Origin of the sequence: Streptomyces sp. NPDC050422, from assembly GCF_044458665.1 — a bacterium.
In the GTDB taxonomy this organism is placed as follows: Bacteria; Actinomycetota; Actinomycetes; order Streptomycetales; family Streptomycetaceae; genus Streptomyces.
The window spans coordinates 20,316-39,519 of sequence record NZ_JBITIE010000029.1; the positions used below are offsets into that span (position 1 = coordinate 20,316).

General features: G+C 71.7%; 18 protein-coding genes and 1 pseudogene. 12 read left to right on the forward strand and 7 right to left on the reverse strand.

What is annotated here, in order from left to right; all coding sequences use genetic code 11:
• Nucleotides 1-37 precede the first annotated feature (37 nt).
• The gene (locus tag ACIBJG_RS34405) at nt 38-2,632 is read left to right on the forward strand and encodes a discoidin domain-containing protein (RefSeq protein WP_399313668.1); all 2,595 of its coding nucleotides are present in this window, start codon (nt 38-40) and stop codon (nt 2,630-2,632) included.
• Here ACIBJG_RS34405 and ACIBJG_RS34410 read toward each other — a convergent pair.
• A complete protein-coding gene (locus ACIBJG_RS34410; RefSeq protein ID WP_399313670.1) occupies nt 2,619-3,509 on the reverse strand; it encodes a DMT family transporter in 891 nt (296 codons plus the stop codon). The genes ACIBJG_RS34405 and ACIBJG_RS34410 overlap by 14 nt on opposite strands.
• A 49-nt stretch (nt 3,510-3,558) precedes the next feature.
• Between ACIBJG_RS34410 and ACIBJG_RS34415 the strand changes: the two genes are divergently transcribed.
• Nucleotides 3,559-4,083, forward strand: a complete 525-nt coding sequence (locus ACIBJG_RS34415) for a MarR family winged helix-turn-helix transcriptional regulator (RefSeq protein WP_399313672.1) — start codon at nt 3,559-3,561, stop codon at nt 4,081-4,083.
• A 117-nt stretch (nt 4,084-4,200) separates the two neighbouring features.
• On the opposite strand, the gene ACIBJG_RS34420 is transcribed toward ACIBJG_RS34415, so the two are convergent.
• Both ACIBJG_RS34420 and ACIBJG_RS34425 read right to left on the reverse strand, forming a co-directional pair.
• Nucleotides 4,201-4,569 carry a hypothetical protein gene (locus tag ACIBJG_RS34420; RefSeq protein WP_399313674.1) on the reverse strand — a complete coding sequence of 123 codons (369 nt, stop codon included), beginning with the start codon at nt 4,567-4,569 and terminating at the stop codon, nt 4,201-4,203.
• A gap of 125 nt (nt 4,570-4,694) precedes the next feature.
• The gene (locus tag ACIBJG_RS34425; RefSeq protein WP_399313741.1) at nt 4,695-5,072 is read right to left on the reverse strand and encodes an ATP-binding protein; all 378 of its coding nucleotides are present in this window, start codon (nt 5,070-5,072) and stop codon (nt 4,695-4,697) included.
• Nucleotides 5,073-5,470: 398 nt separating this feature from the next.
• Here ACIBJG_RS34425 and ACIBJG_RS34430 point away from each other — a divergent pair, with 398 nt between their 5' ends.
• From ACIBJG_RS34430 to ACIBJG_RS34440, 3 genes are all read left to right on the forward strand, one after another.
• Complete coding sequence (locus tag ACIBJG_RS34430; RefSeq protein ID WP_399313676.1) at nt 5,471-6,337, forward strand: helix-turn-helix domain-containing protein; 867 nt, start codon at nt 5,471-5,473, stop codon at nt 6,335-6,337.
• Nucleotides 6,334-6,585: a DUF397 domain-containing protein gene (locus ACIBJG_RS34435; RefSeq protein WP_399313678.1), complete on the forward strand. Its 252-nt coding sequence runs from the start codon at nt 6,334-6,336 to the stop codon at nt 6,583-6,585. Before ACIBJG_RS34430 ends, ACIBJG_RS34435 begins: the two co-directional genes overlap by 4 nt.
• Before the next feature lie 82 nt (nt 6,586-6,667).
• Entirely contained in the window at nt 6,668-7,486 is an 819-nt protein-coding gene (locus ACIBJG_RS34440; RefSeq protein WP_399313680.1) for an SAM-dependent methyltransferase, read from the forward strand.
• Between the two features lie 195 nt (nt 7,487-7,681).
• Here ACIBJG_RS34440 and ACIBJG_RS34445 read toward each other — a convergent pair whose 3' ends face one another.
• On the reverse strand, nt 7,682-11,038 hold the full coding sequence (locus tag ACIBJG_RS34445; RefSeq protein WP_399313682.1) for an NACHT domain-containing protein: 3,357 nt from the start codon (nt 11,036-11,038) through the stop codon (nt 7,682-7,684).
• A gap of 286 nt (nt 11,039-11,324) precedes the next feature.
• On the opposite strand from ACIBJG_RS34445, the gene ACIBJG_RS34450 reads away from it, so the two are divergent.
• The 3 genes and pseudogenes from ACIBJG_RS34450 to ACIBJG_RS34460 form a co-directional block, all read left to right on the forward strand.
• Nucleotides 11,325-11,567: a hypothetical protein gene (locus tag ACIBJG_RS34450; protein WP_399313684.1), complete on the forward strand. Its 243-nt coding sequence runs from the start codon at nt 11,325-11,327 to the stop codon at nt 11,565-11,567.
• Nucleotides 11,568-11,676: 109 nt separating this feature from the next.
• Nucleotides 11,677-11,838: a hypothetical protein gene (locus tag ACIBJG_RS34455; RefSeq protein WP_399313686.1), complete on the forward strand. Its 162-nt coding sequence runs from the start codon at nt 11,677-11,679 to the stop codon at nt 11,836-11,838.
• Nucleotides 11,839-11,959: 121 nt separating this feature from the next.
• Nucleotides 11,960-12,145, forward strand: a pseudogene (locus ACIBJG_RS34460) (Uma2 family endonuclease); the annotation flags it as partial.
• A 105-nt stretch (nt 12,146-12,250) separates the two neighbouring features.
• Here the strand turns inward: ACIBJG_RS34460 and ychF are convergent.
• Nucleotides 12,251-13,339, reverse strand: a complete 1,089-nt coding sequence (ychF, locus tag ACIBJG_RS34465; RefSeq protein WP_399313687.1) for a redox-regulated ATPase YchF — start codon at nt 13,337-13,339, stop codon at nt 12,251-12,253.
• A gap of 394 nt (nt 13,340-13,733) precedes the next feature.
• Between ychF and ACIBJG_RS34470 the strand changes: the two genes are divergently transcribed.
• On the forward strand, nt 13,734-14,252 hold the full coding sequence (locus ACIBJG_RS34470) for a DUF6542 domain-containing protein (RefSeq protein WP_399313742.1): 519 nt from the start codon (nt 13,734-13,736) through the stop codon (nt 14,250-14,252).
• A 3-nt stretch (nt 14,253-14,255) separates the two neighbouring features.
• On the opposite strand, the gene ppgK is transcribed toward ACIBJG_RS34470, so the two are convergent.
• The gene (gene ppgK / locus ACIBJG_RS34475) at nt 14,256-14,993 is read right to left on the reverse strand and encodes a polyphosphate--glucose phosphotransferase (RefSeq protein WP_399313689.1); all 738 of its coding nucleotides are present in this window, start codon (nt 14,991-14,993) and stop codon (nt 14,256-14,258) included.
• Nucleotides 14,994-15,068: 75 nt separating this feature from the next.
• Nucleotides 15,069-16,058, reverse strand: coding sequence for a 4-hydroxy-3-methylbut-2-enyl diphosphate reductase (locus ACIBJG_RS34480; protein WP_399313691.1), 990 nt, complete (start codon nt 16,056-16,058; stop codon nt 15,069-15,071).
• Nucleotides 16,059-16,176: 118 nt separating this feature from the next.
• On the opposite strand from ACIBJG_RS34480, the gene ACIBJG_RS34485 reads away from it, so the two are divergent.
• The 3 genes from ACIBJG_RS34485 to ACIBJG_RS34495 are packed head-to-tail and all read left to right on the forward strand — an operon-like array spanning nt 16,177 to nt 19,139.
• Entirely contained in the window at nt 16,177-17,547 is a 1,371-nt protein-coding gene (locus ACIBJG_RS34485) for an APC family permease (protein WP_399313744.1), read from the forward strand.
• Between the two features lie 60 nt (nt 17,548-17,607).
• Nucleotides 17,608-18,819: an exodeoxyribonuclease VII large subunit gene (xseA, locus tag ACIBJG_RS34490; RefSeq protein WP_399313693.1), complete on the forward strand. Its 1,212-nt coding sequence runs from the start codon at nt 17,608-17,610 to the stop codon at nt 18,817-18,819.
• A gap of 56 nt (nt 18,820-18,875) precedes the next feature.
• Complete coding sequence (locus tag ACIBJG_RS34495) at nt 18,876-19,139, forward strand: exodeoxyribonuclease VII small subunit (RefSeq protein WP_399313694.1); 264 nt, start codon at nt 18,876-18,878, stop codon at nt 19,137-19,139.
• Nucleotides 19,140-19,204: the final 65 nt, after the last annotated feature.

Below are 19,204 nucleotides of genomic sequence, written 5' to 3' on the forward strand. Positions count from 1 at the left end.
CCCCGCCGCACCGCACCCGCTTCCCTACGTTCGTACGGTGAGCCTTTCGCGTACGTCTCTCCTCACGTCCCTCGTCGCGTGCGCCCTGATCGCGCCGCTGCCGCCCGTCGCGTCCGCCGCGGACCGTCCCTCGCCCGCCCCGGCGACGGTGGCCTGCGGCCGGGACACGGATCCCGCCTGGGCGCCGACGTCCACCACGTACGGCGAGGCCGCCGGCTACGACCCGTACGTCGGCAACGGGTACCTCGGGCACCGCGTACCGGCGGCCGGCGCCGGGTACGCCGAACGCGACGAGAAGACCGGCTGGCCGCTGTTCACCCCGCGCTACGACGGGGCCTTCGTCTCCGGGCTGTTCGGCCGCGAGGAGGACCTGGCGGCGGGCCGCGAGGTGGCCGCCGCGCTGCCGAGCTGGACGAACCTCGATGTGCGGGTGGGCGGGGAGACGTACGGCTCCGCCACCCCGGCGGGCCGGATCTCCCGGTACCGCCAGACGGTGTTCCTGCGCTGCGGGCTGGTGCGCACCTCGCTGCGCTGGACCATGGCCGACGGGCGCGCGACCGACCTGACGTACGAGGTGCTGGCCGACCGCTCCGACGTGCACACCGGTGCCGTGCGGCTGCGGATGACCCCGCACTGGACCGGCACCGCGACGGTCACCGGCCGGCTCGACCCGCGCGGCGCACGCCGGATCGCGCTGGAGGACGACGGGACGTTCCGCACCCGGGGCACGGGGACGGCGGGCGCGATCGTGCAGACGATGCACCCGGCGGGCGTGAACGGACAGGCGTCCCGGGTGACCGCCGGGCGTACGTACACGTATCTGAAGTACGTCGGGGTGGACACCGCGCTCACCTCGCGCGCCCCGCGCACCACCGCGCGCGAGGCGTCACGGCGCGGGGCGCGGCGCGGCTGGTCCGCCGTCCTCGCCCAGAACGCCGCCGTCTGGCGCCGCGACTGGTCCGCCGACGTGTCGGTGCCGGGCAGCCCCGATCTGCAGAAGTGGCTGCGCTCGGCCCAGTACGGCCTCCTCGCCTCCACCCGTACCGGCTCCCGCGACAGCATCGCCCCGGCCGGGCTGACCAGCGACAACTACGCGGGCATGGTGTTCTGGGACGCGGAGACCTGGATGTACCCGGGGCTGCTCGCCACCCGTCCCGAACTGGCCCGCTCGGTGGTCGAGTACCGCTACCGGACGCGCGACGAAGCCCGGACGAACGCCGAGAAGCTGGGGTACAAGGGCCTGTTCTACCCGTGGACGAGCGCGAGCAAGGGCAATCTCTGGTCGGAGTGCCAGAGCTGGAACCCGCCGCACTGCGTGACCCAGAACCACCTCCAGGGCGATGTGTCGCTGGCCGTCTGGCAGTACTACCTCGCCACCGGTGACCGCGACTGGCTGGCCGGCCACGGCTGGCAGATGCTCCAGGGCATCGCCGACTTCTGGGCCTCGCGCGCCACCGCGAACGACGACGGCAGCTACTCGGTGAAGGAGGTGGCGGGCCCGGACGAGTACAGCAACGGCGTCACGGACGGGGTGTTCACCAACGCCGTCGCGGCCACCGCCCTGCGCAACGCCACCCGCGCGGCGCAGCTCCTCGGTCACCCGGCACCGGCGGAGTGGACCGAGGTCGCTGACGGCCTGCGCATCCCGTACGACGCCGAGCGCAAGCTGTATCTCCAGTACGCGGGATACGACGGCTCGACGATCAAACAGGCCGACACGGTCCTGCTGATCTATCCGCTGGAGTGGCCGATGGAGCCGGGTGCGGCGGCCGCGACCCTCGACTACTACGCGGCGCACACCGATCCGGACGGCCCGGCCATGACGGACTCGGTGCACGCGATCGACGCGGCCGCGATCGGGGAGCCGGGCTGTGCCACGTACACGTATCTCCAGCGTGCGGTGCGCCCCTTCATGCGCGGCCCGTACGCCCTCTTCAGCGAGGCGCGCGGCGCGAAGGCGGGCGCGCAGGATCCGCTGTCCGGCTTCCCCGCCGAGGACTTCCTCACCGGCAAGGGCGGCTTCCTCCAGGTGTTCACGCACGGGCTGACGGGTCTGCGGCTGCGCGAGGACGGGGTACGCCTGGACCCGATGCTGCCGCCGCAACTGCGCGACGGCGTGAGCCTGACGGGCCTGCGGTACCAGGGGCGTACGTACGACATCACGATCGGCCCCCGGACGACGGAGGTCCGCCTCACCTCGGGCACCCCCTTCACCCTCCACACCCCGTCCGGTCCGCGCACCCTGTCCAGCACCCTCACCCTCCCCACGCGCCGCCCGGACCTGACCGCGACCACCGACGCGGCCCGCTGCCGCCCGGCGACGGCGACCTCCGAGACACCCGGCCTGTACGCGGCCGCCGCCGTCGACGGCAGTACGGCGACGGCCTGGTCCCCCGACGGAGCGACGGGCACGCTGACGGTGGACCTGGGACGGGCGGCCCCGGTGACGGGGATCGCCCCCGAGTGGACGGACGTGGCCCCCGCCTCGCACCGCCTGGAGACCTCGGCCGACGGCAGGAACTGGCAGCCGTTCCGGGCAGGGACGGTGGCCCGCGAGGTGCGGGTGACCGTCAGCTCGACGGACGCGGCCGGGCCGGCGGGCGTACGGGAACTGAGGGTCACGCAGCCTTAGGACGGGCGGGGCGGTGCTCGGCCCGCCGTCGGCGTGTTGTCGGCCGGCCGAGCAGAATGCCGCCCAGTACGAGGACGAGCCCGCAGATCTGCCGGAGGGTGAGGGACTCCCCGGCGATCACGGTGCCCAGGAGCACTCCGGTCACCGGGTTGAGCAGCCCGACCAGGCCGACGGTCGCGGCGGGCAGATGGCGCAGGCCCGCGAACCAGGCGGCGAAGGCGAGGGCGGTCGCCACCACGGTGACGTAACCGAATCCGAGGACGGCCGCCCCGTCGAGCGCGGGCGGCGCGCCCTCCACGGCTGCGGCGAGGGGCAGCAGGAGCAGGCCACCGGCGATCAGCTGCCAGGAGGTCGAGGCGAGGACGTCGGTCCCGGCGCCCCAGCGCTTGGTGAGGATGTACCCGAGGGACGACATCAGCAGGGCGGCGACCGAGGCCAGCACGCCTCGGATGTCGGCCGAGACGGTCCCGGTCAGCAGCATGAGGCACACCCCGCCGATACCGGCGGCGGCGCCCAGCACGGGGAGCCGTCCCGGCCGTTCGGCGACGAGCGCCCAGGCGATCAGCATCATGGCCACCGGCGAGGCCGCCATGATCGTCGAGGCGGTGCTGGTGGGGAGCAGCTGCGCGGCGACGTACACGAGGGCGAAGAACCCGCCCATGTTCAGGATGCCGAGGACGACCGCCTTCCACCACCAGGAGCCGCGGGGCCGTTCGCGCCGGACGGCCAGGAGCAGCAGTCCGGCGGGCAGGGCCCTGATGGCGGCGCCGTACAGCGGGGTCTCGGCGGGCAGGTAGGCGTGGGTGACGTAGTAGTTCGTCCCCCAGGCCACCGGGGCGATCGCCGTGATGAGCACCCAGCGCAAGGTAGCTTCCATGGAAGCTACTATACCCGGAGATGCCTTCCATGGAAGCTACAATGGGGTCATGCCGGATTCCACCAGCCCCGAGCCGCTGGACCACGTGGCCCGCATCCAGGCCGAATGGGCCCGCGAGCGCCCGGATCTCGATGTGCGCCCCCAGGGTGTGATCGGCCGCCTGCACCGACTGGGCGGGCTGCTCACGGAGGAACTCTGCGTGGTGTACCGCCGATTCGGCCTCAGTGAGGGCGAGTTCGACGTACTGGCCACGCTGCGCCGGGCCGGGGGGCCGTTCGAACGGGCCCCCGGCGAGCTGGCGGCGCACACCATGGTCACCACCGGCGCGATGACGAAGCGCATCGACCGGCTGGAGCGCGCCGGCCTGGTCACCCGCCGCCGGGCGGCCGAGGACGGACGCGCCCGCGTGGTCGCCCTCACCCACGCCGGCCGGGACCTGATCGACCGGGCCTTCACCGAGCACATGCGCAACGAACGCCGTCTCCTGGACACCCTGACCGGGGCCGAGGCGGCAGCACTGGAGCCGCTCCTGACGACGTGGCTGGAGCGGCTGGAGCCGCCGCAGGAGGGCTGAGCGCGTACCGGCCGGCGTCAGCCCGACGCCGGCCTCATCATGCTGGAGAACGCCGTCGCGTTCGGCGCCGTCAACGCCGGTCGCCGCCGCTACGGACAGGAGACCCCTTCGTCCCCCTCAGCCCCGCGAGGACAACGGCGCCCAGGTGTACCGGACGCGCACGCCCTGGTCCTGGAGCCAGGCTGCCTCGCGGTGCCGGAGGTCGCGGGCGCACTCCGGGGCGATGGCGTTGGGCCAGCGGACGAGTACCGCGGTGACGTGGCCCGTCTGTGCCAGCTGCCTCACGCGCCGCCACCCTCGGCGCTGGGCCGGGTCGGGCTCGCCGTACGTGTCGGTGACGACCTCGGCGATCGTCAGGCCGCGCTCCTCGGCGAACGTGCGGCCCTCCGTCTGCGCGCGCTGCGCGGCCTCCCCGGGCACGCCCCGGGCCCGGTCGGCGCACACGTACAGCACGACGGGAGAAACGGTTTCCTCGTGGGGGGTCATGGGCGCCTTCCGCGGATGGATCGAGGAGGAGGGGAGGGGGGCCGCCACGCGAAGGGGAAGCGGCGGGGCCGTACGGTCGCTGCCGGGCCCGGCTCCGTGGTCGGCCTCGCCCGGTTCCCACGGCGTCAAGGGTGGGCCGTCAACTCCGCCCAGACGACCTTGCCTTCGGCTCGCGTCGAGCGTGCGGAGCCCCAGCTGTCCGCGATCTGCCGAACGATGAACAGCCCTCGCCCGCCCTCCTCGCCTGCGCCCGCGCGGTGCTCGGGCGGGCGGACGGGGGTGCTGCCCTCGTCGTGGAGTTCGATGCGCAGGCGCCGCTCGTCGCCGCTCAGCGTGAGGCCGCACAGGAGATGACCGCTGCCGGTGTGGAGTACGGCGTTCGTGGTCAGCTCGGAGACCAGCAGCACCGCGTCGCAGCAGGTGTCGCCAGGCAGCTTCCAGGCACGGAGCCGCTCGCGCACGGTGTCGCGGGCGGATCTGGCGCTGGTACGCAGGGCGGGCAGGCCGAACCAGTGCTCCCGGCGCGGCCCGGTCCCGGTTAAGACGGGGGGCGCGGCCGGAGCCGATGGCGTGGACAGAGTCACGGATGTCGCCTTCCAGCGCCTTCCGGGGGCAAGGCGCGGTGAGGGGATGCGGGACTGCAACTCGAGCGGAGAGAGCCGTACGCCGGGACGAGCACCCGGCGGCGGGGTGCCGACGACGACATCGGCATCGCGCGCCCTCTCCGGGCCGGATGCTGCGTCATTGCTGTGACTTGACCGCTCACACGTCCACTATGCGCGTGATAGGGCTCACGCTGCAACCGACTCCCTGATAATTTCAGCAGCGCGGGTATCACCCTGGCGTCAACATCAAATGGCTGTAAGAATGGCATTGTTGACGGTTTCTCAGGAGGTTGGGCGTGAGCGAGGCCCGTTCCGGCGCCAGCGCGCCGACAGTCCTGCGCATGATCCTCGGCCGTCGGCTGCAGGAGATGCGGCTCGGCGCCGGTGCCTCGCTGGAGAACGCGGCAAAGGCACTGCGGGTGACGCCCCTGACGATCCGTCGGCTGGAGAAGGCCGAGGTCGCGCTGAAGCCTCTCTACGTGGAGAAGCTCCTGGAGACCTTCGGCGCGGACCGCCAGGAGATCGACGAGTTCGTCGACCTGGCCGAGCAGGCCAACAAACCCGGCTGGTGGCACTCCTATCGCGATGCCGTCCCCAGCTGGTTCACGGCCTACGTCAGCCTGGAGGCCGGAGCCAAGACCCTCCGTACGTATGAACCCCAGTACGTCACCGGGCTTCTGCAGACCCCCGACTACGCGCACGCGGTGCTGCGCGGCGGGTTGCCGCACGGCAGCGAGGAGGAGCTGGCACGCCGTGTGGAACTGCGGCTGCGTCGCCAGAGCCTGCTGGAGCGGGAGGACGCCCCCACGTTGTGGGTGGTCATGGAGGAGGCCGTACTGCACCGGGTGGTCGGCGGCCCGCACGTGATGCGGGAACAGCTCGAACGGCTCCTGGACCTCCTCGAGCTCCCGCACGTCAGCCTCGACATCGTGCCCTTCACCGCGGGCGCGCACGTCGGCGCCTGCGCCCCGTTCACGTATTTCCGGTTCGAGGAACCCGAACTGCCCGACGTCGTCTACAGCGAACTCCTGTCCGCCTCGGTCTATCTGGACCAGCGCGCAGACGTCGTCTCCCATCTCGAGGCACATTCCCGCATGGCGCTGCTGACGTCGTCCGAGGACAGCAGGGCGCTCTTGAACCGCATGCGCAAGGAGTACTCATGACGATGACCGACGAGAGCGTCTACAACGGCATGCCGGCCCACAACCTCGGGGAACACGGCTGGGAGCGCCCCTGGAGCGGGCCGAACGGCGGCCAGTGCGTCGAGACGAAGCAGCTCGCCGACGGCCGCGTGGCCGTACGGCAGTCCACCGACCCTGCAGGGCCGGCGCTGATCTACACACCGGAGGAGATCGCCGCGTTCGTCCGCGGGGTCAAAGAGGGCCTGGCCGATCACCTGGCCGCCGGGTGATCCGACGACGAGCAGAAGGGACGACGACACCGGTCCCGTCCCTGGCCTGCGGGCCGACCGACACACGCATGAAGGGGAGCACATGACCACCAGGCAGGCCGGCCACGACCTCGACACGAGCAAGGCGCACTCCGCCCGGATGTACGACTACTTCCTCGGCGGCAAGGACCACTTCGAGATAGACAAGGAGGCGGCCCTCGTCGCCGCCCAGGCCCACCCCGGCATCTACGTGACCGCGCGCGAGAACCGGGCCTTCATGCACCGGGCCACCCGCGTCCTGGCGCAGGAGCACGGCATCCGCCAGTGGCTCGACATCGGCACGGGCATCCCGACCGAGCCCAACCTGCACCAGGTCGCCCAGTCCGTCGCGGGCGACGCCCGCGTCGTCTACGCGGACAACGACCCGCTTGTCCTCAAGTACGCCGAACGCCTCATGCGCAGCACGACGCAGGGCCGCACGGCCTACGTCCAGGCCGACGCCACCGACGCCGATGCGCTGATGAGCGCCGTGGAGGACTCGGGGGTCCTGGACTTCAGCCGGCCCATCGCCCTCTCCCTCAACGCACTCATGCACTTCATCACCGACCCGCACGACCCGTACGCCATCGTCCGCCGGCTGCTCGACCCGCTCCCGGCGGGCAGCGCCCTCGCCATGACCCACTGCACGCCCGACTTCGACCCCGTCACCTGGAACAAGGTCGCGGAGGTCTACACGAAGTCCGGGTCCCCGGTGCAGTTCCGTTCGCACAGCGACGTCCGCCGCTTCTTCGACGGACTCGACCTGGTAGACCCCGGCATCTGCTGCTGCCACCGCTGGCGGGCCGCCGAGCCCGTCAAGGGCGAGCCGGAGATCACGGACGCCCAGATCAGCCTGCTGGCGGGCGTGGGCATAAAGCGCTAGCCGGAGCCCGGACGGCAGTTCCGAGTAGCGCCGGGCTCCTCCGTAGGGCGACATCGCCGTACGGTAGGGGCGTCCCTGCACGGTCCCGTACGGTCCGCACGGTCCCGGACGGGAGCTTCGTCCCGGCACCACGCGGCTCGGGCCCCGCCGACCGTCCCCTGCCGCGGGCCGCTCAGCCACGCCAGGTGCACTCGATCACCACGTGGTGCCGTCCTGGTCCCGGTCGGCAGGCGGGCGCACCCAGGCCAACAGGCGGCGCAGCAGCAAGGCCTCGTCGGCGTCTCGCGGGGTCACCAGCGCGGTGCGCAGGGTCTGCTCGATCTGCGCGGCGGCACCGGAGCCGAGCAGCTCCTGCACTGCCCGCCAGCGGGTCTCGGCACCGGCCTCGGGAGCCGTGGCCACCTGGCACCAGAGGGAGGTCGCCGCGTCCGGCCACCCTTCGGCGGTCAGCAGCGTGGCCAGGGACACGCACTGGTCTGCCGTCAGGCGCACGGCCGCCCGGACCCGGTCCACGACGTCGGCCGCCGCCTCCCTCCCTTCCACGGCCAGCCAGGCCGAAACCACGGCTTCCAGTTCGCGGCCGACCAGTCCGGGGTCGACCAAAAGCTCCTGGCCCAGCGCTCGTACAGCCGTTGCCTCCCCGTACTCGGCCAGCAGCGGCAGCAGCGCGGCCCGAAGGGCGGGTCCCCCGTACGGGCGGTCGCCCAGGGCCGCGAGCACCTCGGCGCAGGCGCCCTCGGGGGCGAACCGGAACAGGACCCGGGCAGCCGAGGTGAACTCGCCGTGTCCACCGCCCGGATGGCAGAGCAGGCGTCGCGCCAGCGGCAGCAGGCCACCCGCTCCGGCGCCGGCCTCCGCCAGGTCCCGCAGCGCGGAGGCGTAGGAATCAGCCGTCGCCCTGCGCCGCTCCATCCAGCCGAGAACCTCCTCCGCGCTCTCCGCGCCGCCGGCGCGGACGAGCGCCATGGACTCCAGCGCGAGGTTGTGCGGAGTGTCGGGGTCGGGATCGTGGAGGCTGAACCGGACCACTTCCGCCGCCTGTCGCCGGAACCCGGCCCCGGCGAGCTCCATGGCGATACTCGGACGCTCGTCCGAGTTCCACACCTGGTGTCCGCGCAGCAGCTCGACCAGGTCGTTGGCAGCCTTCTCTCCCTCCTGGTCGAGCCAGCCGCGCACCACCTCGTCGATCGAGTCGCTGTCCGTGCTGTTCTCGATGGTGTACGCCAGGAACGGAAGTGCCTCGTCGACAAGGCCGAAGAGGAGCAGCACCTGCGCCAAGGCGGCCTTGGCCCAGTCCCGGGCACAGGTGCGTCCGGCCACGGCCGCCTTGACGCGTGGCGCGGCCGACGACCCTTCCAGCTCGTACCAGAGTTGCCCGGCCCGCTTCAGGACTGCGCCGTTCTCCTCCCTGCCGGCCACGAGGGAGCACGCGAGATCGGCCACTCCTTCGGTTTGCCCCAGCGCGACGAGCTCCTCCGCGGCCGTCAGGCGGCTCCAGGCGGAAGCAGCCGGCGAGGCAAGTACGTTCGACAGCAGGCGTGCTCTGAAGTCCGTGCCGGTCGGGGCGAGCGCGGCCAGTTCCCGGCAGCACCCCAGGGCGCCTGCCGCCGGGAGCCCCCGTCCGAGTTCCTGAAGCAGAGCGACCCCGTCGGGAAGCGAAGCGACCTCCGCGTACGCCGCAGCCGCACCGATCCGCAGGGAGGCGTCGAGCCCGTCGGTCTCCGCGATCCTCCGCAGCCTGGCCGCGAGGCGGCGGTTTCCCCTGAGCTGGGACAGTTCCCGCAGCACCTGCCGGCCACGGCCCTGGTACCGGTCGAGGCGGTCCGCATCGTGGCTGAGGTCCACCACCCGCTCGATCACCGCCTGCTCCAGCTCCTCCCCCAGCCGCACCCCGGAGGTGATCAGCCGCAGCGCCATGATCCGGTGATCGAGGTCGCCGGCCAGCAGGTGTCGTACCACCAGGGTCACGTCGTGGCCCGGGCGCCGGGCCCAGAGGGCGAAGGTGAACAGCACCCGGTTCCGGGAGGACGGACTGCGGATGTCGACGGCCCAGTCGTCGAGGCCCGGGAAATCGGCAGGGATACGAGCCGCCTCGTCCCGCGCGGCCAGGAACTCCGCGAACGACAGATGCAGGAAGGACAGCTCACCGTGGTCGTGAACGAGGGCACCGCTCTGCGTGAGGAACTGGCCCAGTTCATCGCGGGCCTCGTCCGGCCAGACCAGGTCAGCGGGCAGGGTCGTGGCCAGCCACCGCACGGCTGCCTCGAGCAGAGAAGCGGAGGCGCGCGCCGTACGGATCCGCGCCAGATGGGTGACCAGGCGATCCCGGTGGTCGAGCAGCCAGTCGGCGAGCCGCCCCTGCCCGCGCCGCTCCCAGCGGGCCTGGAACCCCTTGTCCACCTCGTCCGCGCTCTCGCGGGCGGTGGCGACATCGACGAGGAACTGCTCGTACAGCGCGACCCGCCCGCGCGGCAACGGTGCGCCGGGGTTCCGGCTGCGGTGGGCGGCGGCGATGGTCGTGAGCAGCGGCACCTGAAGCACCTCTCCGAGCCCGGCCTGCCCGACCTCCTCCAGGAAGGCGCGGGCCTCGGCGGCCGGGCCTTCGGCTCCCTGGCTGGCGAACCAACGCTCCGCGAAGGCCAGTTGCTGCGCGGAGTCGAAGCCCGTGAGTGTGTAGAAGCCCATACCCGGCAGGTCCAGGAAGGGCGTCAGCTCGTCCTGGGGAAGCGGCCGGGACGTGATCAGGAGCCGGAAGGCGCCGTGCGGCCGGACCTCACGAGCCAGGCTCTTCAGAATCGTCTGACGATCGTCCGGCGAAGCGACCTCGTCGAGGCCGTCGACGATCACCAGCCACCGCGCCCCGTACGGCCGCACGGCGAACCGGTCCGCGGGCACGGCGCTGCGCAGGGTGCCGGTGCGGCCGACGGCATCGCTGAGCTGCTGGTGGAAGGGGCGGCGTGTCCGCAGGTCGGTTGCCGTGACCCGTAGCGGGACGACGACCTCCCGGCACCACGGGTCATCCGCCCCTTTCTCGCGGAGCCAGTACCGGGCGATCTGCCGGACCAGATGGCGGCCGAGGGTGGTCTTACCTGCCCCGGGACCGCCGGTGACGAACAGATGGTCGTGGGAGGAAAGCGCGGCAGCCACGGTCGGTACCGACCCCGTGGCGCGCGGCGCGTGCCCCGCCGCGTTGCGGGAGAGCGGCTGGAGATCCTGCTCGATATGGATGTGGGACAGCGGAGGCTTGCGCACGCCCAGCAGGTCGTACGGGAACTGCTCAGCAGCGTCGCCCTGGCTGGCCAGCAGATCCTCGAGCCAAGCGTCGGGCAGTGGAATCTCGGGCCAGACCGCAGGAGCGGAAGCGAGGCCGCGCTCCGCCCGCCGGGCGGCGAGTTGCCTGCGCTCCAGCGCGAACCGCGCCCGGCCCCACACATCGGCGACCGCCTGCCGAGGCAGCCCCAGAGCCTCGGCCAACTTCTCGGCGGTGGCCAGCTCGGGAAGCCGACGGGCACCGATGATGTCGTAGACCGCCTTCTTGTGAAGCGGCGGCACCGAGAGTTCCGAACGGCGGGCGGAGAGAAAGGCGTGAGCGGTCTCGTGTCCAGCGGCCCGCAGGGCCGCACGGAACCACTCAGCCAGCTCCCGGAGTTCGGGACGACTCTCGCCACCGGTCGTGACGGGCCTTCCACCGCCCATGTACTCCCCCTCGCCGGGTGATCGGTTTCCCCTGAGTTTCCCCACGCTAGAGGGAAACCCGGGCAGACGCGAAGAGTTGGGAGCACCGGCTCACCTGCCGGGAGGGCCTCGTCGGCTCGACGACACAAGGAGAACGGTCGCAATGGTCGGTACGGTGAATACGGCTGCGGGCTCGGCAGGCGAGTACGCGTGGCTGCTCATGGTCCTCGTGGTGCTCGCCGGGCTGGTGCGGCGGTGGGTGCACCACCGCACGCAGGAACGCCGGGAACGTGAGCGTGAGCAGGAGTACACCCGGAGGGTCGAGGCAGCCGTGGCCGGCACGGAGTCCCGCCACCGTGCCGAGGTTGTCGCCGCCTGCGTCGGCCTGACGCGCCAGGTGTACTGATCACAAGCGTGACGACGAAGACCTCCGGTGCGGCGGGAACTGTCCAGGAACTCCACCGCACGGAGGTCTTCGTGTCCCACCGCAAACGCCCTGCTGATACTGGCGCGCGATGCCTGATCACCGCACCACCTTCCGGCCCGAGGCCCAGTCGGAGCGCCGCCGGGGGGCCGCGCGGGGCACGAGGCGCCACCCCGACCGGCCCGCCCACGTGCCGGTCGACTACTCGCCCGATTCGCCGCTCCCGATGTTCTCGGACGAGGTGAGCCCTTGATGAGCGTCCAGCGCAGGCGCGGGCAGACGGCCCGCGTGTGGGTGACAAGGGTGGTTCTCGTTTCAGCCGTCGTCGACCTCGTGGCCCGGACCTCGCCGAGCTGATCGACGGAGCCCTCGTCGCCGGCATCCCGCACTACTGGCGCATCGAGGACGAGGACGGAGCACCCGTCGTCCACGTCTACGAACTTGACGAGCCAACCGCCACCTATGTACCCGTTGGCATCTTCAGGGGCCCGCTCAACCGTCCGGTGCCCTTCGAGATCAACCTCGACCTGGAGAAGCTCGCTCCACCCCGCCGCGGCTGAGTCGGCACCAAGCCAGTACGTAAACGCGGTAGGGGCCGGACTCACCAAGTCCGACCCCTCTGACCAGCATTCTTGACGAAATGGCCGGCTTGCAGCAACCAACCGCTACACGTTGAAGCGGAACTCCACCACGTCCCCGTCCTGCATGACGTAGTCCTTGCCCTCCATGCGCGCCTTGCCCTTGGCGCGGGCCTCGGCGACCGAGCCCGTCTCGACCAGGTCGTCGAAGGAGATGATCTCCGCCTTGATGAAGCCCTTCTGGAAGTCGGTGTGGATCACACCGGCCGCCTCCGGGGCCGTGGCGCCCTTCTTGATCGTCCAGGCGCGGGCTTCCTTCGGGCCTGCCGTGAGGTAGGTCTGCAGGCCGAGGATGTCGAAGCCGACGCGGCCGAGGGTCGCCAGGCCGGGCTCCTCCTGGCCCATCGACTGGAGCAGTTCCAGGGCCTCGTCGTCGTCGAGCTCGATCAGCTCGGACTCGATCTTGGCGTTCAGGAAGATGGCCTCGGCGGGGGCCACCAGCGCGCGCTGCTCGTTCTTGAAGTCCTCGTCGACCAGCTCGTCCTCGTCGACGTTGAAGACGTAGAGGAAGGGCTTGGTGGTCAGGAGGTGCAGCTCGTGGAGCAGGCGGCCCTTCTCGGTGCCGGCCGTGATGCCCGCGTGGAAGAGGGTGTCACCGGCTTCCAGGATCTTCTGGGCCTCCTCGACCGCCGCCAGGACGGCGACCTTCTCCTTCTGGAGGCGGGCCTCCTTCGTGAGGCGGGGGACGGCCTTCTCGACGGACTGGAGGTCGGCGAGGATCAGCTCGGTGTTGATCGTCTCGATGTCGTCCTTGGGCGAGACCTTGCCGTCGACGTGGACGACGTTCTCGTCCTTGAAGGCGCGGATGACCTGGCAGATCGCGTCCGACTCACGGATGTTCGCGAGGAACTTGTTGCCCAGGCCCTCGCCCTCGCTCGCGCCGCGCACGATGCCCGCGATGTCGACGAAGTCGACCGTCGCGGGGAGCAGCTTCTGGGAGCCGAAGATCTTCGCGAGTGTGTTCAGCCGCGGGTCGGGGACGCCGACGACGCCGACGTTCGGCTCGATCGTGGCGAACGGGTAGTTGGCCGCCAGCACGTCGTTCTTGGTCAGGGCGTTGAAAAGGGTCGACTTGCCGACATTCGGCAGACCGACGATTCCGATCGTGAGCGACACGGTGGCGACTTCCCTAGGGGGTGGACGGGCTCGAATGGACGTCGGGCCCGGGTGGGCCGATTCTCCAGTTTACGGGCGGGGGCGGGCGGCCTGTCACGGGTCGGGGGTGGGGGCGGGGTCACCGCCCCCACCCGGGCCGGTTCAGGGGTGGAGCGGGGCGGAATCGGTTCCCGTTGGGCCGTGTGGCATCGAACTCATCGCCAAGGTCGGCCAAAGCGCGTGTCCCGCACCCGCTTCCCCCCGCCCGGCGACCTACGTTGTCCCGGTGGAGCAGCACAGGACACGTCCCCCGCAGCGCAGGCAGACCCGGCCGGCCCCGTTGTCCCCGCTCGGGACCAAGGCAGCCGAGGGGTCCGGCGGCGAAGGCCCGGCCGGCGCGACCGTCTATCGGGTGATGAGCACGCCGGCAGGCCGGGGCCGCCCGGTGCCGCCTGCCGTGCTCGCCCTGCGGCGGCTGCCCAATCCCCGGCTGACCGGTATCGGTGCCGGGCTCTTCGCCGCCGCCGTCATGTTCGTCATCGGCTGTGCGGACTGGCTGCTGTTCGACGGCTCGTCCGCCGTGTTCGGTGTGCTGTTCCTGCCGGTGAGCGCGCTGGCTGCGCTCTGGGTGCGCCCCGCCGACCTGGTGACCGCACCGATCAGTGTGCCTATCGCGTTCGCCGTCGGCATCATCCCGATCTCCGGCGGCACGGGCGGCTTCGGCGGACAGGCCATGGCCGTCGTCACCGCCCTCGCCGTCCACGCGGGCTGGCTGTACGGCGGCACGCTCGTCGCCGGGCTCATCGCGACTGTGCGGAAGGTCCGCCTGATGCGGGCCCGGCAGCGGCGGATGCTGCTGGCGGCGCAGACCTCGCGGCCGACCGGGCAGCCGTCACCGGCGGCGCGGACCCCGCGGCGGCCCTCCCGGCGCTGAGGCTCAGCGGCTCGCCGCCGCCATCGCCGCGCCCACGATCCCCGCGTTGTTCTGCAGCTCCGCGGGCACCATCTCGGCCCGTACGTGCTCAATGAGCGGCAGGAACTTCTCGGCCTTGCGGCTGACTCCGCCGCCGATGATGAACAGCTCGGGCGAGAACAGCATCTCCACATGGGCCAGGTACTTCTGCACCCGGTGCGCCCAGTGGTGCCAGCTCAGGTCCTCGTCCTCCTTGGCCTTGGTGGAGGCGTGCTTCTCGGCGTCGTGGCCGTGCAGCTCCAGGTGACCGAGCTCGGTGTTGGGCACGAGCCGGCCGTCGATGAAGAGGGCGCTGCCGATCCCCGTACCGAGCGTCAGCACGATCACCGTGCCCTTGCGGCCCCGGCCCGCGCCGAAGGTCATCTCGGCGATGCCGGCCGCGTCCGCGTCGTTCAGGACGGTGACCGGGAGGCCGAGCTTGTCCCCGAGCAGGGTGCGGGCGTCCAGGTCGATCCAGCCCTTGTCGACATTGGCGGCGGTACGGGTGAGACCGCCGGTGACGACGCCCGGGAAGGTGATGCCCACCGGGCCCTTCCAGTCGAAGTGGCCGACCACTTCGGCCACGCACCCGGCCACGTCCTCAGGCGTGGCCGGGTGCGGGGTGAGTACTTTGTGACGTTCCTGCGCCAGGTCTCCGCGGTCCAGGTCCACGGGAGCACCCTTGATCCCGGATCCGCCGATGTCCACGCCGAAGATCTCCATGTGATCCACGGTACGGGCACCGGGCCCAGCTCACTTCCTGGAACGGGAAACCGGACGGGCCCGGTGGTACGGGTGCTATTCCGCCGACAGTGCCGCCGCCTCCGCGCGCAGGTCGCGGCGGAGCTCCTTGGGCAGCGAGAAAACGATCGACTCCTCGGCCGCCTTCACGATCTCGACGTCCTCGAAGCCCCGCTCGGACAGCCAGGCCAGGACGCCGTCGACCAGCACCTCGGGGACGGACGCGCCGGAGGTGACCCCGACCGTGGAGACGCCCTCCAGCCAGGCCTCGTCGATCTCGTCGGCGGCGTCGACGAGGTGGGAGGCGCCCGCACCCGCGCCGAGCGCGACCTCGACCAGGCGGACCGAGTTCGAGGAGTTCTTCGAGCCGACGACGATCACCAGGTCGGCGTCCGCCCCCATCTGCTTCACCGCGATCTGGCGGTTCTGTGTGGCGTAGCAGATGTCGTCGCTGGGGGGCGAGATCAGGAGCGGGAACTTCTCCTTGAGCGCGCCGACGGTCTCCATCGTCTCGTCGACCGAGAGAGTGGTCTGGGAGAGCCAGACGACCCGGGACGGGTCGCGTACCTCGACGTTGGCGACGTCCTCGGGGCCGTCGACCAGGGTGATGTGGTCGGGGGCCTCGCCGGAGGTGCCGATGACCTCCTCGTGGCCCTCGTGGCCGATCAGGAGGATGTCGAAGTCGTCCTGCGCGAAGCGGACGGCCTCCTTGTGGACCTTGGTGACGAGGGGGCAGGTCGCGTCGATCGTGGCGAGCTTCCGCTCGGCCGCCTCCTCGTGCACGGTCGGGGCGACGCCGTGCGCGGAGAACATGACGATCGAGCCCTCGGGGACCTCCGCGGTCTCCTCGACGAAGATCGCGCCCTTCTTCTCCAGGGTCTGTACGACGTACTTGTTGTGGACGATCTCGTGGCGTACGTAGACCGGGGAGCCGTACTGCTCCAGGGCCTTCTCCACGGCGATCACGGCACGGTCCACGCCCGCGCAGTAGCCACGGGGAGCGGCGAGCAGGACGCGGCGGGGTGTCGGAGCAGTCATGCGTCCCATCGTAACGGCCTCCTTCCCTGCCCGGGGGAGGCCGTTAGGCCGTACCGAACAGGCGCGGGGAGGGCGGGGTCGGGAGACTGATCATCACGCGATGGACGACGCGAACGACGGAGGGCTCATGGCCGGCAGTGGCACGGAAACCGGCACCGGCGGATCCACGGAGCAGGTGGGGCTGCGGCGCACGCTCGGCTTCCGGGACCTGGTGGTCTACGGACTGCTCTTCATCGCCCCGATGGCCCCCGTCGGGGTCTTCGGCACCCTCGACGCGAAGTCCGACGGGGCCGTGGCGCTGGTGTACATCGCCGCGACCGTCGTCATGGCGTTCACCGCCTTCAGTTACGCCCAGATGGTGCGGGTGGCCCCGCTGGCGGGTTCGGTCTTCGCGTACGCCCGCAAGGGGCTCGGCGAAGGGCCGGGGTTCATCGCTGGGTGGATGGCGATGCTCGACTACCTGCTGATCCCCGCGGTCGCCTATCTCTTCTCCGGGATCGCGATGAACTCGCTGGTCCCCGACGTCTCGCGCTGGGTGTGGACGGCGCTGGCGGTGGTCCTCACGACGCTGCTGAACCTCTGGGGCGTACGGGCGGCGGCCCGGGTCGGCTTCGCGGTGCTCGCGATGGAGATCGTGGTGCTGCTGGTGTTCCTGGTGTCGGCGGTGGTGGTGCTCGTACAGGACGGGGCGCAGCGCGGCTGGCTGACGCCGCTCACCGGGGATGCGGGTTTCTCCGCGACGGCGGTGCTGGGCGCGGTGTCCGTGGCGGTGCTCTCGTATCTGGGCTTCGACGCCATCGCCTCGTTCGCGGAGGAGGTGACGGGCGGTTCGGCGAAGGTGGCGCGGGCGGTGCTGTTCTGTCTGGTGCTGGCGGGGGTGCTGTTCGTGGCGCAGGCGTATCTGGCCGCGTTGCTGGAGCCGGTGTCGTCGGCGGAGCTGGCCGCCGATCCGGTGGCGCAGGGCTCGGCGTTCTACGACACGGTGGACTCCGCGGTCGGGTCCTGGCTGCACGATCTGGTGGCGGTCAGCAAGGCGATCGGGGCGGCGTTCGCGGCGCTGGCCGGGCAGGCGGCCGCGGGGCGGCTGCTGTTCGCGATGGCCCGGGAGCGCCGGCTGCCCGCGCTGCTGTCCAAGGTCGACCCGGGCTCGGGGGTACCCCGGATCGCGATCCTGATCGCGGCGGTCGTGACGATGGTCGCGGCGGTGTGGGCGGCGCGGCGGGACGACGGTCTGGATCATCTGGTGTCGGTGGTGGACGTCGGGGCGCTGACCGCGTTCGTCCTGCTCCACGCGTCGGTGGTCGGCTGGTTCGCGGTGCGGCGGATGGAGGGGCCGCCGAGCTGGTGGCGGCACGTCCTGATCCCGGTGGTGGGTGCCGGGGTGCTGATCGCGGTGATCGTCGAGGCGACGTCGAGCGCTCAGGTGGTGGGCGCGTGCTGGCTGGCGGTGGGGCTCGTGGTCCTCCTGGTGCAGCGCGGGCGTCGAGCGGCCAGGTGAGGGCGCGGCTGTCGCGGCGGCACCGGCCCGTTGTCGGCGCCGGCCGATACGCTCGCCCGTATGGCTCTACAGACTTCCCCGGAAGCTCCGCTGCCCGTCGGTGACGTGTCGCGGCTGATCGGCGGCTGGATCGACCGGCTCGGCTCGGTCTGGGTCGAGGGGCAGATCACTCAGCTGTCACGGCGGCCGGGCGCCGGCGTGGTGTTCCTGACGCTGCGCGACCCGTCGCACGACATCTCGGTGAGCGTGACGTGCTTCCGGCAGGCCTTCGACCGGATCGCGGACGTGGTGACGGAGGGGGCCCGGGTCGTCGTCCTCGCGAAGCCCGAGTGGTACGCGCCGCGCGGCCAGCTCTCGCTGCGGGCCACGGAGATCCGGCCGGTGGGCATCGGTGAGCTGCTGGTCCGGCTGGAGCAGCTCAAGAAGTCCCTGGCCTCCGAGGGCCTCTTCGCTCTCGACCGCAAGAAGCCGCTGCCGTTCCTGCCCCAGCTGATCGGGCTGGTCTGCGGACGCGCGTCGGCGGCCGAGCGCGATGTGCTGGAGAACGCGCGCCGCCGGTGGCCCGCCGTCCGCTTCGAGGTGCGCAACACCGCGGTGCAGGGCGTGCACGCGGTGAACCAGGTGGTCCACGCGGTCAAGGAGCTCGACGCCCTCGACGAGGTGGACGTGATCGTCGTGGCGCGCGGCGGCGGCAGCGTGGAGGACCTGCTGCCGTTCTCGGACGAGGAGCTGATCCGTACGGTCGCCGCCTGCCGCACCCCGGTCGTCTCGGCGATCGGGCACGAGCCGGACTCGCCGCTGCTCGACCTGGTCGCGGACGTGCGGGCCTCCACGCCCACGGACGCGGCGAAGAGGATCGTGCCCGATGTGGGCGAGGAGCTGAACCGGGTGCAGCAGCTGCGGGACCGGGCGCTGCGGACGGTACGGGGGCTGCTCGACCGGGAGGAGCGGGGTCTGGCGCATGCGCTGGGGCGGCCCTCCATGGAGCATCCGCAGCGGATGGTGGACGAGCGGGCGTCGGAGGTCGACGCGCTGATCGGACGCGGCCGGCGGGTGCTGGGTCATCTGCTGGACCGCGCGGACTCGGAGCTCGCCCACACCCGCGCCCGGGTGGTCGCGCTGTCGCCCGCGGCGACGCTGGAGCGTGGGTACGCGGTGCTCCAGCGGGCGGACGGGCACGTGGTCCGGGACCCGGCCGACGCGGGCGTCGCGGGGGACGCGTTGCGGGCCCGGGTCTCGGGGGGCGAGTTCGTGGTGCGGGTCGCCGAGTGAGCGGCCCCGGGCCGCGGCCGCAAGGAACGGACATGCCGACGCATAGGGTGGATCACATGACGGACGACGGGACGACGGCTGAGGCGACGGGCACGCTCGGTTACGAGCAGGCGCGCGACGAGCTGATCGAGGTGGTGCGCCGGCTGGAGGCCGGCGGGACCTCGCTGGAGGACTCCCTCGCGCTGTGGGAGCGCGGCGAGGAGCTGGCGAAGGTGTGCCGGCACTGGCTGGAGGGTGCGCGCGCCCGTCTCGACGCGGCACTGGCGGGGCCGGTCTCCCCCGCGGAGGGCACCGGGGACGCGGCCGCCGACGCGGTCTGAGGACATCGTCGGCACAGACGGGGCGAAACGGCGCAAGACGGCCGCGTTGTGGAGTGAGTCACTCC